At 57.3% G+C, this 13,790-nt stretch carries 11 protein-coding genes; 6 read left to right on the forward strand and 5 right to left on the reverse strand.

Annotated elements, in window-relative coordinates:
* Entirely contained in the window at window positions 1-1,443 is a 1,443-nt protein-coding gene (locus BW956_RS06560; protein WP_076461765.1) for an aldehyde dehydrogenase family protein, read from the reverse strand.
* Window positions 1,444-1,568: 125 nt separating this feature from the next.
* On the opposite strand from BW956_RS06560, the gene BW956_RS06565 reads away from it, so the two are divergent.
* The 4 genes from BW956_RS06565 to BW956_RS06580 all read left to right on the forward strand — a co-directional run bounded on the left by BW956_RS06565 (window position 1,569) and on the right by BW956_RS06580 (window position 5,978).
* Window positions 1,569-2,471, forward strand: coding sequence for a LysR family transcriptional regulator (locus BW956_RS06565; protein ID WP_076461767.1), 903 nt, complete (start codon window positions 1,569-1,571; stop codon window positions 2,469-2,471).
* A gap of 238 nt (window positions 2,472-2,709) precedes the next feature.
* Entirely contained in the window at window positions 2,710-4,419 is a 1,710-nt protein-coding gene (locus BW956_RS06570) for a hypothetical protein (protein WP_076461769.1), read from the forward strand.
* An 11-nt stretch (window positions 4,420-4,430) separates the two neighbouring features.
* Window positions 4,431-5,168, forward strand: coding sequence for a DUF3726 domain-containing protein (locus BW956_RS06575; RefSeq protein WP_076461771.1), 738 nt, complete (start codon window positions 4,431-4,433; stop codon window positions 5,166-5,168).
* Window positions 5,169-5,252: 84 nt separating this feature from the next.
* On the forward strand, window positions 5,253-5,978 hold the full coding sequence (locus tag BW956_RS06580; RefSeq protein WP_076461773.1) for a sulfite exporter TauE/SafE family protein: 726 nt from the start codon (window positions 5,253-5,255) through the stop codon (window positions 5,976-5,978).
* A 6-nt stretch (window positions 5,979-5,984) separates the two neighbouring features.
* On the opposite strand, the gene BW956_RS06585 is transcribed toward BW956_RS06580, so the two are convergent.
* From BW956_RS06585 to BW956_RS06600, 4 genes are all read right to left on the reverse strand, one after another.
* A complete protein-coding gene (locus tag BW956_RS06585; RefSeq protein WP_076461775.1) occupies window positions 5,985-6,764 on the reverse strand; it encodes an enoyl-CoA hydratase in 780 nt (259 codons plus the stop codon).
* Window positions 6,765-6,846: 82 nt separating this feature from the next.
* Entirely contained in the window at window positions 6,847-7,770 is a 924-nt protein-coding gene (gene ttcA / locus BW956_RS06590) for a tRNA 2-thiocytidine(32) synthetase TtcA (RefSeq protein WP_076461777.1), read from the reverse strand.
* A gap of 145 nt (window positions 7,771-7,915) precedes the next feature.
* Window positions 7,916-9,391 carry a DUF3360 family protein gene (locus tag BW956_RS06595; RefSeq protein ID WP_076461779.1) on the reverse strand — a complete coding sequence of 492 codons (1,476 nt, stop codon included), beginning with the start codon at window positions 9,389-9,391 and terminating at the stop codon, window positions 7,916-7,918.
* Window positions 9,392-9,509: 118 nt separating this feature from the next.
* Complete coding sequence (locus BW956_RS06600) at window positions 9,510-10,289, reverse strand: CLCA_X family protein (protein ID WP_076461781.1); 780 nt, start codon at window positions 10,287-10,289, stop codon at window positions 9,510-9,512.
* Between the two features lie 75 nt (window positions 10,290-10,364).
* On the opposite strand from BW956_RS06600, the gene BW956_RS06605 reads away from it, so the two are divergent.
* Together BW956_RS06605 and BW956_RS06610 are read left to right on the forward strand one after the other, a co-directional pair.
* On the forward strand, window positions 10,365-12,023 hold the full coding sequence (locus tag BW956_RS06605) for a VRR-NUC domain-containing protein (RefSeq protein WP_076461783.1): 1,659 nt from the start codon (window positions 10,365-10,367) through the stop codon (window positions 12,021-12,023).
* Window positions 12,024-12,130: 107 nt separating this feature from the next.
* The gene (locus BW956_RS06610; protein ID WP_083702959.1) at window positions 12,131-13,702 is read left to right on the forward strand and encodes a sensor domain-containing diguanylate cyclase; all 1,572 of its coding nucleotides are present in this window, start codon (window positions 12,131-12,133) and stop codon (window positions 13,700-13,702) included.
* Window positions 13,703-13,790: the final 88 nt, after the last annotated feature.

Below are 13,790 nucleotides of genomic sequence, written 5' to 3' on the forward strand. Positions count from 1 at the left end.
TTATGCACGCATGTAGGTAGTTTTAACGACGGTGTAGAACTCTTTCGCGTAAGTACCCTGCTCACGCGGGCCGAAGCTGGAGTCCTTGCGACCACCGAAAGGCACGTGGTAATCCGTACCTGCGGTCGGCAGGTTGATCATCACGCAGCCGGTCTTGGCGTTACGCTTGAAGTCAGTGGCGTACTTCAGTGACTGGGTGCAGATGCCACCGGTCAGGCCGAAGTTGGTATCGTTCAGAGTCGCCAGTGCTTCGTCGTAGTCTTTCACCTTGATCACACAGGCGATCGGTGCAAAGGCTTCTTCACGGTTGATACGCATGTCGTTGGTGGTGCCGGTAAACAGCGCCGGCTGCATGTAGTAGCCTTCGGTATCTTCGTTGAGCACCTGACCGCCACAGACCAGCTCGCCACCTTCGCTCTTGGCCAGCGCCAGGTATTCCAGGTTCTGCTCCATCTGGCGAGCATCCGCCACAGCGCCGATATGCACGCCCTCTTTCAGCGGGTGACCGACCACCAGTTTCTGCATTCGCGCTTTAACCGCTTCTACAAAGCGGTCATGAATACCTTCGGTGACGATCAGGCGGGAAGAAGCGGTACATTTCTGGCCGGTACCACCGAAGGCACCATTAACCGCACACTCGACAGCGTTATCCAGATCAGCATCATCCAGCACCACCAGAGCGTTCTTGCTGCCCATCTCCAGCTGGCACTTGACCAGGTTCACGGCGGTGGCAGCCGCCACCTTGCGACCGGTCTCCAGCGACCCGGTAAAGGTCAGAGCATTGATATCGCGGGAATTGATCAGTACATCCCCGACTTCCGCACCCGGCCCCATTACCAGGTTGAACGTACCGGCCGGCAGTCCCTGACGGGAGATGATTTCGGTCAGCGCCCAGGCCGATGCAGGCACCTGATTGGCCGGCTTCCAGACAACAGCGTTACCAAACGCCAGCGCCGGTGCGATTTTCCAGGCGCCGGTGGCGGTCGGGAAGTTCCAGGGGGTGATGATACCCACTACACCCACAGGCTCGCGGCGGGTTTCAACTTCGATACCGGGACGGACAGAATCGGCGGTTTCGCCCATCTGACGCAGCACTTCCGCGGCGTAGTAATGGAAAAACTGGCCGGAGCGGTAGATTTCACCAGCACCTTCTGCCAGAGTTTTGCCTTCTTCACGGGCCAGCAGCTCCCCCAACTCGTCCTTGCGGGCGATCAGCTCGTCACCAATGGACATGAGCACGGAGTAACGCTGCTCCAGACCGCTTTTCTGCCATTCCAGCTGGCCCAGGTTTGCCGCAGCAATCGCTGCCTGTGTCTGTGCCTTGTCAGCCTGGGCATACTGGCCGATCACATCACTGGTGTCAGCCGGACTGATATTGGCGACCACGCCCGCGCCTTCAACCCATTCACCGGCGATATAGTTACGAAAAATTGATTCAGACATGATTACCTCCACCAAATTGATGGATTCATCCTAGGCGCAGTGTTTTAATAATAAAAATTAATAAATAATATTCCGTGATAAAAATACCTTATCACTGATACTTGATGTGAACGGGAGGCCTCGCCATGCTGCCGGAATTGAAAATCGCCCAGCTGAGACACTTCGTGTGGGTCGCTGAACTCAAGGGGTTTCACGCCGCTGCAGAAAAGGCGCATCGCACCCAGCCGGCCATTTCACTGTCAATCAAGGATCTGGAAAACAAATTGGGCGAGACCCTGTTTGAAAAGCGCAATGCCAAATCCAGCAACGCGGAACTGACCCCCTTTGGCCGCCACTTCCTGCCCCAGGCTAAAGAGCTGATTGCCCATCACGACCGCATTGCCGAAGATATGACCCTGATGGCGGAACACAAGACAGGCCACCTGCGTCTGGCCTCGGTACCGTCAATCGCCAGCCGAATGCTGCCGAGTATCCTGTCCCGCTTTGTTGCCAATGCACCTGATCTGCATATCAGCTTTTATGATGACAATGCGTCTGCCGTGCTCAAGATGGTGGAAAACCAGCAGGTCGATTTTGGCATCGCCAGTCTTTGGAAAGCAGAGGAGCATGGCGATAAAAGCTTTACCCCGATCTGGGAGGATCATGTCGGCGTTGTCTGTCCATGTGATCATCCGCTTGCCGGTGAAACCAGCCTGCACTGGGAAACCCTGCGTGATCACCGCTTGATCAGTAACGGCACTTCCCGCCTGCTGGAAGGCACCGAAGCAGAACCGCTGCTGCTCGATTCCCAGTTTTATATCTCCAACATGATTTCTCTGGTGGCCATGCTGGAAGCCGGACTGGGCGTGACAACCCTGCCCCGCTTTGCCTTTCCCGAGGAGAGCAACACCCTCACGTTTATCCCATTGACCACTCCGGAGGTGGTGCGCCGCATCGGCATTGTTCGTTTGAGTAACAAGTCATTGCCACCGGCCGCCGACGCGCTGGTACAGTTCATTCTGGAACAGAGCAAAGAACAGAAAAAATAATTAAAAATGGGGTTTGATAAGCTCGACTTATCAGGCGATAGATCCTTTTCATTTGTCCAGGCGCAGCGCTTTGCCCAAGATAAAGCTGTCACCCATGGGGTGTCCTCTCTCTGCCGACTATAACTAAACAGGAAGCCAGCAGAGATCCAAAGAGCAAGGTTTCCATCCCATCTATGCTGAGCGCCAGCACCGCTGGCAACACCGATACAGGATGTGGAGTTAACAGAGGATCACAATAATGATAACGCCTGCAGCAATTCAAACCTCTCTGCGGGGTGACAATGCACTTCCCCTGCGCCCCGCCGAACAGGTAATGCACCTGGAACGACTGGGCGCCATGCACCAAAGCCGCCTCAGCTTCATGCGCAGCCTGGTGCGCCGTATCATGCGCGAGCGCTGGCAGATCGAGCCGGTCCGCCTGGACCTGGATGCCGATGGTTACGGTACCGTCATCTATGAAGTACAGGCACCTCAGGGCCTGTACAGTTTTGTACTCTTTTCCAACTATCTGGCACCGGAAGTACGTAATGACCGCGTGATCGCCACCCAGTGGGACCTCACCATGGCATTGGTGGAAGGCCGGGTCGACGATATCTATCTGGAAAAGCTGCGCCAGAATGTGCCCAAGCAGGAAGCAGGCCGCGTCGACGCCCGGGTCTTCGTGCTGTCCCGCGCCAACCGCAGTGCACGCAACTTTGACTACGTAGTCGACCAGCTGGCAAAAGGCGAGCAGCCTGACGTTGAACGTATCGCCCGCGTCGGCTACCTCTATCGCACCACCGCCGTATACGGCAGCGGCAAGCTCGGCATGGCCGACTGGGAAAAGGTACGGACACAATACACCGACTTCGCCCGGCCCTTTGCGGCGGAAATGTTTGTCTGCCTGATGCTGCGAAACTTCAGTCTGTTGCAGGCCGAGCATATTGCCCGCCACCGCTCGCCCGAGAGCTTCCAACCGATGAAGCCGGAGATCAAACGCTATTTCGGCATCGGTAACTCAACTGGTCTGGGCATGGCGCCCTATCTGGTGAACCACCCGCTGTTGATCAATCGCTGGGTAGAAATGCGTGAACTGGCACTGGCCCGCATTCGAGTACTGGGTGATATCTCCCCCGCCCTTCGTGAACAGCTGCATCGCCTGATTGATCGCTGCGAACAGCATACCCGTGAAACAGTGACGGAGGATCAGTGGCAAACCGGCAACAACCAGCAGGTGCTCAAGGACCTGGCAGCCCTGCGCAGCAAGGCCAGCGAAGGGTTCGACGACTGGGACAGCCTGATTCTCTGGAGTGAAGAGCACTGCTCCCTGCAGGGACAGGAGATGCTGGTATCCATTCTGCTGGAGCTGTATCCCACGCTGGTGGATGACCTTGAAGACTATCACTGCGCCGAGGAATTTCTCGATCTGGATCCGCTGATGCCGCTGCAGACACTCAAAGAGGTGATCGAAACGCGCTATGCCTGGGCACTGGCGATCGACTTCAGCGTCGAGGGCACCCGTGAAACCTGCTGGTATCGCTCGGAAGAGAAGATGGAGCCCCGCCTGGGCAGTGTGGCCGATGCCGAAGCCAAGAAAAAGCAGATGGCACTGGGTGTAGGCTATGCCGTGCGCAAGTGCTACGACCAGCTGTGTGACTACGTCGCCGAGCACCCTGACCATACCACCGCCCGTTTCATGGTCGCGCGACCGAAAATGCGCGGGATTGTGCGCCGTATCCAGAGCATGAACCGCTGTGTCTACGGCGATATTCAGGCCAACCTGCTGGATCGTAATGTGTTGCCCATGCACCTGCTACGCTGCAAGCTCGCCTTCTTTGGTGTCAGCAAATTCGATCCACGCTCACGGCTTTGGGTCCGTAACACCATGTTCCAGGGCGCACCGCTGCTGGACGATATCGGCTCTCGCTTCGGCGATGACTGGTTCATGCCACTGGCACCACAGCAGTAAGGAGCAGCTCCATGCATATTTCCATGAACGAACTCAAAGCGGCGCTGCGTCGCTGCTTCGAAGCCAGCGGCTACTTTGTCGGCAACTATGAGGATGCCGCCAACATGATCCTCTGGCTGGAAAAACACGGCCTCAACGGCCTGGGCGAGCTGGAACGTGCCCTGCCCTACATTCGTAACGACAGTGACAAGCCGCTCAGCAGCGTCGTCTATGAGGACAGCACCTCGGCCATTATCGACAGCCATGATCGCAGCGCCCTTAACTGCATTGCAGCTGCCGTCGACCTGGCTCATGCCAAGGCACTGGAAGTGGGTATTGCGACGGTCACCGTGCACAACTGCCATAATCGCATGTTCATTCTCAAGGCCCTGACCGACTGCGGACGCCGTGGCATCAGTGTGGCGGCCTACTGGCAGAATGGTGAGCAGAATATCACCGAGCATACCGCTGCCATCCGTGCCGGCGAGCGCTATCCCAGTTACAGCGAGGCCAAAACCTGCCTCAACGCCAGCGCCGATGACAAACAGGCGCTGACCATTATCTGCAGCTCCCGCGTAGATCTCTCGACCCGTCTCAAGCACCGTAAAACACGCCTGCTGACCGAGACTCAGGTAGAGGAAAACAAGGAGCAGAGTGTGGAAAGCGGCATTGAAATTGACCCGGCTCTCTGGGACGAGATCAACCGCATCGGCACCGAGATACTGGTCGAAAACAGCGAACGCTCCCGCGCCGACGCTGGCGGTCGCTAAACCAATTTTATCCTGTTTCACAAAGCTCCCCTGTGGTCCCGCACTAACCACTCCGGGAGCTTTTTCACTTTCAGGATCTGATGGATGCTCTATACACCCCCTGAATTGCTGGCCTTACTCGTGGTGACCGCGGGTGTCTTCGTCCAGTCCCGCATTGGTATCGGCTATGGCTTACTGGCCGCCCCGGTTCTGTTCCAGATAGACCCGGCGTATGTCCCGGGCCCAATTCTGGTGGTGGGATTTTGCCTGTCCACTTTGATGGTGATGCAAAGCGTGCAGCAGCTGCGCTGGCGTCGAGTGCTGCCAGCCATTATTGCCCGTGCACCAGGTGCCGGAGTCGGTGCATTGCTGGTTCAACTGCTGAGCCAGGCGCTGTTAGGGGTGTTTCTGGGGCTGGCGTTGTTGCTGGCGACCCTGTTGAGCTGGCGTGCATTCAAACTGCGCACCACGCCTCGCAGCCTGGTGACGGGAGGCTTTTTCTCGGGTCTGATCGGTACAGCCACCGGCATTGGCGGCCCACCGATCGCACTGGTGTATCAGGAGCAGGATCCGGCCATCGCCCGTGCCGAACTGGCAGCCTTCTTTCTGGTGGGCACCCTGATCTCTCTGGCAATGCTGTTCGGCGTTGGCCAACTGGGTGAAGAGCATCTGTGGCTGGCGCTCAAACTGCTGCCCGGCGTATTGCTGGGCAACAGCCTGAGCTACCTGTCCGAGCGATATTGGCAGATCAACAACCTCAAGCCCTGGGTTCTGCTGCTTTCATTGCTGGCCGCCCTTCTGCCCCTGAGCCAGGGGGTGTCAAATCTGTAACCGCTTTTAACGGTGCGTCCACTCCGGTTTACGCTTATTGATAAATGCATCTATCCCTTCCTGCGCATCATCAATCAGCATATTGCCGACCATCACCTCACTGCAGAATTCATAGGCCTCGGACAATGGCAATTCGCGCTGGCGATAAAACGCCTGCTTGCCGATCTGGAGAGTTTTACGGGATTTGGACGCGATCTTGGCCGCCAGCGTATCCACGGCTGTTTCCAGCTCCGCTTCCGGCACCAGCTGATTGATCAAACCGATATCAAAGGCGCGCTGGGCGTTGATCAGATCACCGGTCAGCAGCAGCTCCATGGCGTGTTTGGGCTGTACGGCGCGGCTTAACGCCACCATTGGTGTTGAACAGAACAGACCGATGTTGACACCGGGCGTCGCAAAACGGGCATTATCAGCGGCAACCGCCATATCGGCACTGGCAACCAGCTGACAGCCTGCCGCTGTGGCAACACCGTGTACCTGGGCAATGACCGGGACGGGCAGGCTGACCACACGCTGCATCAAACGGGAGCAGGTATCGAAGGTACAGCGGTAGTACTCTTCTTCCCCTTCACCCAGCATCTGCTTGAGATCATGGCCGGCACAGAACCCCTTGCCGGAACCACGGATGACCACGCAGCGAACATTGATGTCGTCGGCAATGCTGTCCAGCTCGGCATGCAGCGCCTGCATGAGTTCCAGAGAAAGGCTGTTGTAGGCATCGGGGCGGGATAACGTCAGGGTGGCAACACCGGCCTGATCCTGACGTTCGAGAAGCGACTGAGACATGCGAACTCCCTTTTTGTTTTTATACGGGTAAACCCGAATATCCGCAAAAGCGAGCCGCAGGTCAAGCGGTTAATTTTTAGGCTTAAACCGACAGAATATCGATCTTTTCCATCACCTGAACCCCAGAGCCATTGGCGCCGGTTTCTTCATCATCACCCAGCGGCCCCAGAGCACTGCCGGTATCCGGTGCAATGCCGTGCGGGAAGCCCAGCTGCAGGCCCTTGAAGTCGAAGAGTTCGTTATCGGCCAGATGTGAAGGCACCACATTGCAGAGCGAGCGGAACATGGTTTCAATGCGCCCCGGATGCGACTTGTCCCAGCCCTGCAGCATCTCCTTGATCACCTGGCGTTGCAGGTTTTCCTGAGAGCCACAAAGGTTGCACGGGATGATCGGGAATTCGCGCAGTTCGGCGTATTCGGCGATATCTTTCTCACGGGCATAGGCCAGCGGACGGATCACCATGTTCTTGCCGTCATCGGATACCAGCTTGGGCGGCATGGACTTGAGCTTGCCACCGTAGAACATGTTGAGGAAGAAGGTCTCCAGAATATCGTCGCGGTGATGGCCCAACGCGATCTTGTTGGCCCCGATCTCTTCGGCAAAACCGTACAGGGTGCCACGACGCAGGCGCGAGCAGAGTGCACAGGTGGTTTTACCCTCGGGCACCACTTCCTTGACGATGGAGTAGGTATCACGCTCCACGATGTGGAAAGGCACACCGATGGACTCCAGATAATTGGGCAGAACTTCTTCCGGGAAACCCGGCTGCTTCTGGTCCAGGTTCACGGCCACCAGCTCAAACCGAATCGGCGCACTCTTCTGCAGATTCATCAGAATATCGAGCATGGCATAAGAGTCTTTGCCACCGGACAGACACACCATCACCTTGTCGCCCTCTTCAATCATATTGAAGGCTTCAATGGCCTGGCCTACCTCACGGCGCAGGCGTTTCTGCAGCTTGTTCAGGCGGGTTTTGGTCTGTTTGTCGAGGCTGTCGGTGTGCATAAGGCGCTTCGTGAATCACTGGTTGAAAATCGAGCGCGAAGTATACAGCAAAGCAGCCGGACTCATAAGATGCAACCGGCTTTCATCATAGGTTCTACAGACTAAAACGCCGGGACAAAGCCCGGCGTTTTATGGTCAGCTGAGATCAGGACAGCTCGCGGAAAGATTCCAGCAAGGGCGGCAGCCCCGGGAACATGCCGATACCGGCCATCACCGCGCACAGAATCAGGAAGACGACGCCCGGCACCACCCAGCGGCCCATATGACCCAGGCTTTTGCCGCGCTCCTTACAGCCGATCAGGCCCAGGTTATCCAGCAGCACCGTCAGTGACCAGCCAAACACAGGGTTCACCAGTGCCGAGGAGAAAATCACCACCGCTGCAGACTGGGTCGTTTTGCCTTCACGCGTCATCTGCATGCCCGCTTCCAGCAGCGGCAGGTATACACCGACAATCAGCGCCACGCTGAGTACCGGCTGCCACACGGCCAGATCCATGGGGTAGCCCCAAAGTGCGGCAACCACGCAGAGGAAGCCCGTCAGAATGGCACCGGCCGGAATGGGACGACGTGCAATGGCTGCCGGCACGATATAGGTCCCCCAAGACGAAGTGATATTACCGCCACCCAGCAGGCTGCCGGTGATCTGACGAGCCGACGCGGTGCACATGGTATCGTCGATATCCATCAGTACCTTTTCGGTTTTTTTCGGGTAGTTGATCTCCTGAAACACCCGATGCCCCAGAAAATCCGGCGACCACATGGCCACCGCCAGGATGGCAAAAGGCGCTACCGCAATGAAATGATGCAGCTCCGGCCAGCCCAGCTGCCAACCAGTGTTTTCACCCCACCAGTACGCCGGGTTCATGTTGGGCATGCCGGGTTCTGTAGTGAACTCAAAGGGCGCGCCCAGTGCGAAGGAAAGACCAGCTGCCAGCACCGAGCCCAGCGGAATGGCCAGCCAGCGCATCTGAATATGCTCCAGGTAGGCATACATGATGATGGTGCTGATAATCACGATAAACGCCAAGTAGGCCATATCGAAGCCTTCTGCCCAGGCAAACAGCTTGCTGATCTGACCGGTAATGCCGATAAAGCCAAGATAGAGCAATAGCCCGCCGCAGACCCCGTTACTGGTCAACCGCGCCAGCAGACTGCCGCCTTTGGTAATACCCAGAATAAAGCCCAGCACACCGATCATCAGGCCCAGGGCCATGGGATGGCCGCCGGAGGCCACGATGAGTGGTATCAAGGGAATAAGTGGCCCATGTGTCCCCGCCAGGTTGGCATTCGGATTCAAGAAACCGGATACCAGCACAACAAACAGGATGGCCGCAATCAGCAGCTCAAAGCGCACGTTTTCAATGACAAAGGTTTCCGGCAACCCCAGCTGGGTAGCGAAGGCGGCGACAATCGCGGCCACCATCACAATCTTGCCGATGGTGGCCGCCATGGCCGGCACCCAATCCTCTACCTCGAAGCGGTAGTCTTTAAAGGGCAGGTTCGGACGCCAGCGCCTGGGGCGCATGCTTTGCAGTTCATGGTCCAGATACTCGGCACGGGAGGCGAAGGCAGAACGGGGCTTTCGCTGCGCCTGGTAGGTCGATTGATCTACTTCGGACATAAGCTCTCTTGTTATCGCTGAAGATAAAAGCCGGCGATTCTAGGGAGCGTGTGTTACAGCCACAATCGACACTTAGGCTATTAACACTAAGTCGAATAGCCATGTCTGAACCTGATGGCTAGGTCTGACGACTGAGTGCCGCGCCCAGGCGGTAAAAGTAATCGGCAAAGGCCTGGTTGATCCGCTGTCTTTCGTCATCACGGGGGTAAAGCCCGTTTTGGGCTTCGGGAGACTCACGTGTGCCTTTCACCAAGAAGTGGTTTTTCACATTGGCATCCTGTACGAAGGCCTCAAAAGCACGTGCACAGACCTCTTCAGGACGACTGTAATAGCGCGTGCGCAATTTGCGGTCCATGTTGACCGAATGATTGAACAGCTCGCTTGGCTCGCGCCCGGACTCATCCAGCAAGATCGCCTTCATCAAGGCAAACCAGAGATCATTCAGGGGGTGTACCACCGGCGTGGCATCGTCCAGCCAGGCGGCGGAGGCAAACAACCCCGAGGGCGCATCGGTGAATACCTTGTCCGACAGGTAATGGTCCAGCGCATGAAACCACTCATGGGCGATACTGCCGGGGCCGGCATTCTTGGCCAGTGCAAAGGCGCGTCGGGAGGGATCATAGTGGGCAGAGACACCCGGGCGGCCGCCCGTGCCATACTGCAGGCCCAGGGTGCCACGCAGTGACACCAGTTGCTCCGGCCCCTGCAGAATCAGCATCAAGTCGCAGAGCGCATCATAGAAAAGCCCGGCCGCGCGGCTGCGTTCCTGTTTGGTCACCCAGCGGCCCAGCTCGATGCTGCGAAAATCAAAACGACGCCGTACTTCGACAAAGTCGATCTCCTGTCCGGCACGGTGGTCCGGCCCCTGGCGATAGAACTGCCTTTGTTTTATGCTCATCCGCTTGCACTGTTCGGGCCAGGCCCGATTGGAAAAGTTCGATTCTACGCGTTCATTCTGAGCTGCCGAGCCTCAATGCCAGAGCCCACTTCAATTCAGGCCGACCTGAACGACCCGCTTTACTACCTGCGTAATGCGCATACCCTGATCAATTGGGTCAGCCAACGCCACGGCGACCTGCTCGATCAGCATGAGTGTGACCAGCTGCAACGCTTTCGCAGTGTACCAGAGCCGGCCCAGGCGTTGCTGATTCGGATGGTGATGCGTCGCGGTGAATATTTTCGTACCGATCAACTTGAATATGCCGAGCTACCGGACATCAACCGCCTGTTGGGCCTGTTGGCAGACGCAGAACTCATTCAGCCGGATCCACAACTAAACACCAATGAGCTTGGCTCCCTGCTGCGTAAGGCTGAACTCTGGCAACTATGCGCAACCCTTGCACCGGACAGCCCGCCTTCACGCAGCCTTCGCAAGCAGGAGCTGCAGGACTGGTTGAGCTCCCATTACGAGGATCGCCGCCTCTTCAGCCATTGGCTGCCGGATGCAGGCTTTGAGGTTGTAGCCCTGAACATCAGCCCACTGATGCAGCGTTTGCGCTTGATGTTCTTTGGTAACCTGCATCAGGACTGGTCCGAATTTGTTGTCACCGAGCTGGGCCATCAGCGCTACGAGCCCGTGCCGCTGGATGCGGGTAGCCGTGCCTTTCAACAGCGCGACGAGGTGGATGCCTACCTGCAGCTGGCAGATCTGCAGCAACAACTGGATAGCGGCGCAGACCTGACCGACCTTGTCAGCCAACTGCCCCACTATTGCCCTAACGACTGGCTGGAGCACCGTCGGCGCAAGCTGGCCTTTGCACTGGGGCATGCGGCTGAACGCAGCGGTGAAGTGACATTGGCCCGACAGCTTTACGCAAGCAACCCGCACCGCGACGCACAGCTGCGACATCTGCGTCTGCAGGAGCTCAATGACACACCTGAAGACACCTTTGCGAACGCACAACAACTGCTTGATGAGGTTAAACAACCCGAAGCCCGGCTGCGAATTGAGCGGATTTTGCAGCGCACCGGCAAAAAAGCCGGGCATAAGGTCGCGGGCATCAAACGCCCCTCCCTGCAGGAGCAAACCCTCATACTGCCTGCCGACGAGAACCTGAGGGTCGAACGCCTGGTCATCGACGCGCTGAGTGACGATCACCAACAGGCCTGGCACGTAGAAAATCGGCTGTTCAACGGCCTCTTTGCCCTGCTGCTCTGGCCTGCGCTCTACAGCCCGGAACAAGGAGCCTTCTTCCACCCCTTTCAGGCCGGCCCGGCTGATCTCTACCGCCCCGACTTTTTTCAGCGCCGAGAGGCTCTGGTTGAGATGCAGCTGGCGCAGCTGAAAACGGGTGAATATCGCCAAACCATTGTGCAGTACTACCGGCAAAAACAGGGCATTCGCTGCAGCCTGATCCACTGGCCATCACTGCCCCTTGAACTGGTGACCCAGGCGCTGGAGCTGATACCGGCTGTTCACCTGGAAGCCGTGTTCCGCCACTTGATGCTCGACCTGCGCCACCACCGTCGCGGCATGCCGGACTTGATCTGCTTCGACACCCGGCAACACGAGTACCGCCTCATTGAAGTCAAAGGACCGGGAGACCGGCTGCAGGACCATCAGCGCCTCTGGATGGAATTCTTTATGCGCCAGGGGATACCTGCTAGTCTTTGCCTCGTTGAACACCACTAGATGCTAGACTGCGTCACAGGCAGCCAATACCCGCCGCCAAGGCATAATGACTGACTCTCCAACGCAAAAGGACGTGAAGTAGTACCGAATCATGGAGCCCCTTGCCTGTGTTTGTTAGAAATCTGTTTCGTCTCGACCTTAAACACCTGATCCTGCTCCTGGCTTTCAGTACTGCAGCTCTGACACTGGTGAACGGCCTCTTTGCCAGCTATCAAGTGCAGCGACAGCTGCTCATCGAACAGGCACTGTCCAGCAACCACGCCTATGCCAGCAAACTGGCGGATGTCACCACACACTTCCTGCTCAATGCCCAACAGACACTTGCCTACAATGCGCGCATGCTCAGCAGCAAGCTGGACTCGCCTGAAGCGCGTCATGAGGTGACCGAGAGATTAATGCGTCAGTCCGGCAGTTTCAGCTCGGTAGCGATCATCGACCCATCGGGCAGGATACTCAACATTTCACCGGATACCCTGCCCGTGCTGGGGGAACAGCTCACCGACAGCAGCACCGCCCTGGCGCTGGACGAGCAACGCCCCATGATCAGTGACCCCTTTATCTCCCCCGCCGGTAATCTGCTGGTCCTGATCTCACACCCGATATTCTCCCCCGCAGGCGAATACCAGGGGTATCTGGCAGGCTCTCTGTATCTGAAAGAACGCAACATTCTCAGTAACATCCTGGGCAAGCATTTCTATGAGGATGGCTCCTATATCTACGTGGTCGACCAGAAGAAGCGGCTGATCTACCATCCCAAGCGGGAGCGCGTCGGCGAGCAGGTGTTGGTCAACCCGGTCATCGACGCCGTGGTAGCGGGTGAACAGGGCATGTCCCGCGTCATCAACAGCAAAGGCGTGGACATGCTGGCTGGCTATGCTCCCATACCGGCGGCAGGCTGGGGTGTGGTCGCCCAGCGACCGGTAAAAGCCACACTAACGACGCTGAATCAGCAGATGTGGCGCGTCATCAGCAACACCTTACCCGTTGTTCTGGTCACGCTCATTCTCATCCTCTGGCTGTCACGCCTGATCGCCAGCCCTCTGCGAAAACTGGCTGAGAGCGCCCAGTCGCTGGACCATGAAGATACCCTCAAACGTATCCATTCCGTGCGTTCCTGGTACTTTGAGAGCGACTCCCTCAAACAGGCCATGCTGACCGGCGTCAATCTGGTGCACCGCCAGCTGGGACGTTTGCAGGATGCCGCGGCCAGGGACCCTTTAACCGGTCTGGGTAACCGACGCAGCCTTGAATCTGCCATTGCTCTGCACCATAGCCGCAATACTCCATTCAGCGTACTGGCAGTGGATGTGGACCATTTCAAGGCGATTAATGACACTTACGGTCACGATGTGGGCGACCAGGTCCTCAAAGCGCTGGCGGAACGCATGAGCAACTGCTTCCGCAAGGATGATCTGATCTGTCGTGCCGGTGGCGAGGAATTCATTATCATCCTGCCGGGTTCTTCTCTGGACAGCGCCTGGGTATTGGCCGAGCGTCTGCGCCAGGAAGTGGAAACCAACGCCATCGCCCCGCTTGACCAACTGCACATATCAATCGGTTTGGCTGAGTGGCCCTTACAGGCTGACGACCCCTATGAAGTGCTCAAATATGCCGACAAGGCACTGTACAGAGCCAAGCAAAATGGCCGTAACCGCTGCGAACTGCATCAGAGTGAATAGCGCGCACAAAAAAAGCCGGCACAAGGCCGGCTGAAAAACAGGGCAGGCTGACGAACCCGGCTCTACCCTTGCACGCTGACAGACAACA

Origin of the sequence: Marinobacterium stanieri (genome assembly GCF_900155945.1) — a bacterium.
Taxonomy (GTDB): Bacteria; Pseudomonadota; Gammaproteobacteria; order Pseudomonadales; family Balneatricaceae; genus Marinobacterium; species Marinobacterium stanieri.

What these genes read in the sequence shown, in the direction of transcription:
- BW956_RS06560 (WP_076461765.1), bottom strand. Translation starts at nt 1,443, where the DNA reads ATGTCTGAATCAATTTTTCGTAACTATATCGCCGGTGAATGGGTTGAA.
- BW956_RS06565 (WP_076461767.1), top strand. Translation starts at nt 1,569, where the DNA reads ATGCTGCCGGAATTGAAAATCGCCCAGCTGAGACACTTCGTGTGGGTC.
- BW956_RS06570 (WP_076461769.1), top strand. Translation starts at nt 2,710, where the DNA reads ATGATAACGCCTGCAGCAATTCAAACCTCTCTGCGGGGTGACAATGCA.
- BW956_RS06575 (WP_076461771.1), top strand. Translation starts at nt 4,431, where the DNA reads ATGCATATTTCCATGAACGAACTCAAAGCGGCGCTGCGTCGCTGCTTC.
- BW956_RS06580 (WP_076461773.1), top strand. Translation starts at nt 5,253, where the DNA reads ATGCTCTATACACCCCCTGAATTGCTGGCCTTACTCGTGGTGACCGCG.
- BW956_RS06585 (WP_076461775.1), bottom strand. Translation starts at nt 6,764, where the DNA reads ATGTCTCAGTCGCTTCTCGAACGTCAGGATCAGGCCGGTGTTGCCACC.
- ttcA (WP_076461777.1), bottom strand. Translation starts at nt 7,770, where the DNA reads ATGCACACCGACAGCCTCGACAAACAGACCAAAACCCGCCTGAACAAG.
- BW956_RS06595 (WP_076461779.1), bottom strand. Translation starts at nt 9,391, where the DNA reads ATGTCCGAAGTAGATCAATCGACCTACCAGGCGCAGCGAAAGCCCCGT.
- BW956_RS06600 (WP_076461781.1), bottom strand. Translation starts at nt 10,289, where the DNA reads ATGAGCATAAAACAAAGGCAGTTCTATCGCCAGGGGCCGGACCACCGT.
- BW956_RS06605 (WP_076461783.1), top strand. Translation starts at nt 10,365, where the DNA reads ATGCCAGAGCCCACTTCAATTCAGGCCGACCTGAACGACCCGCTTTAC.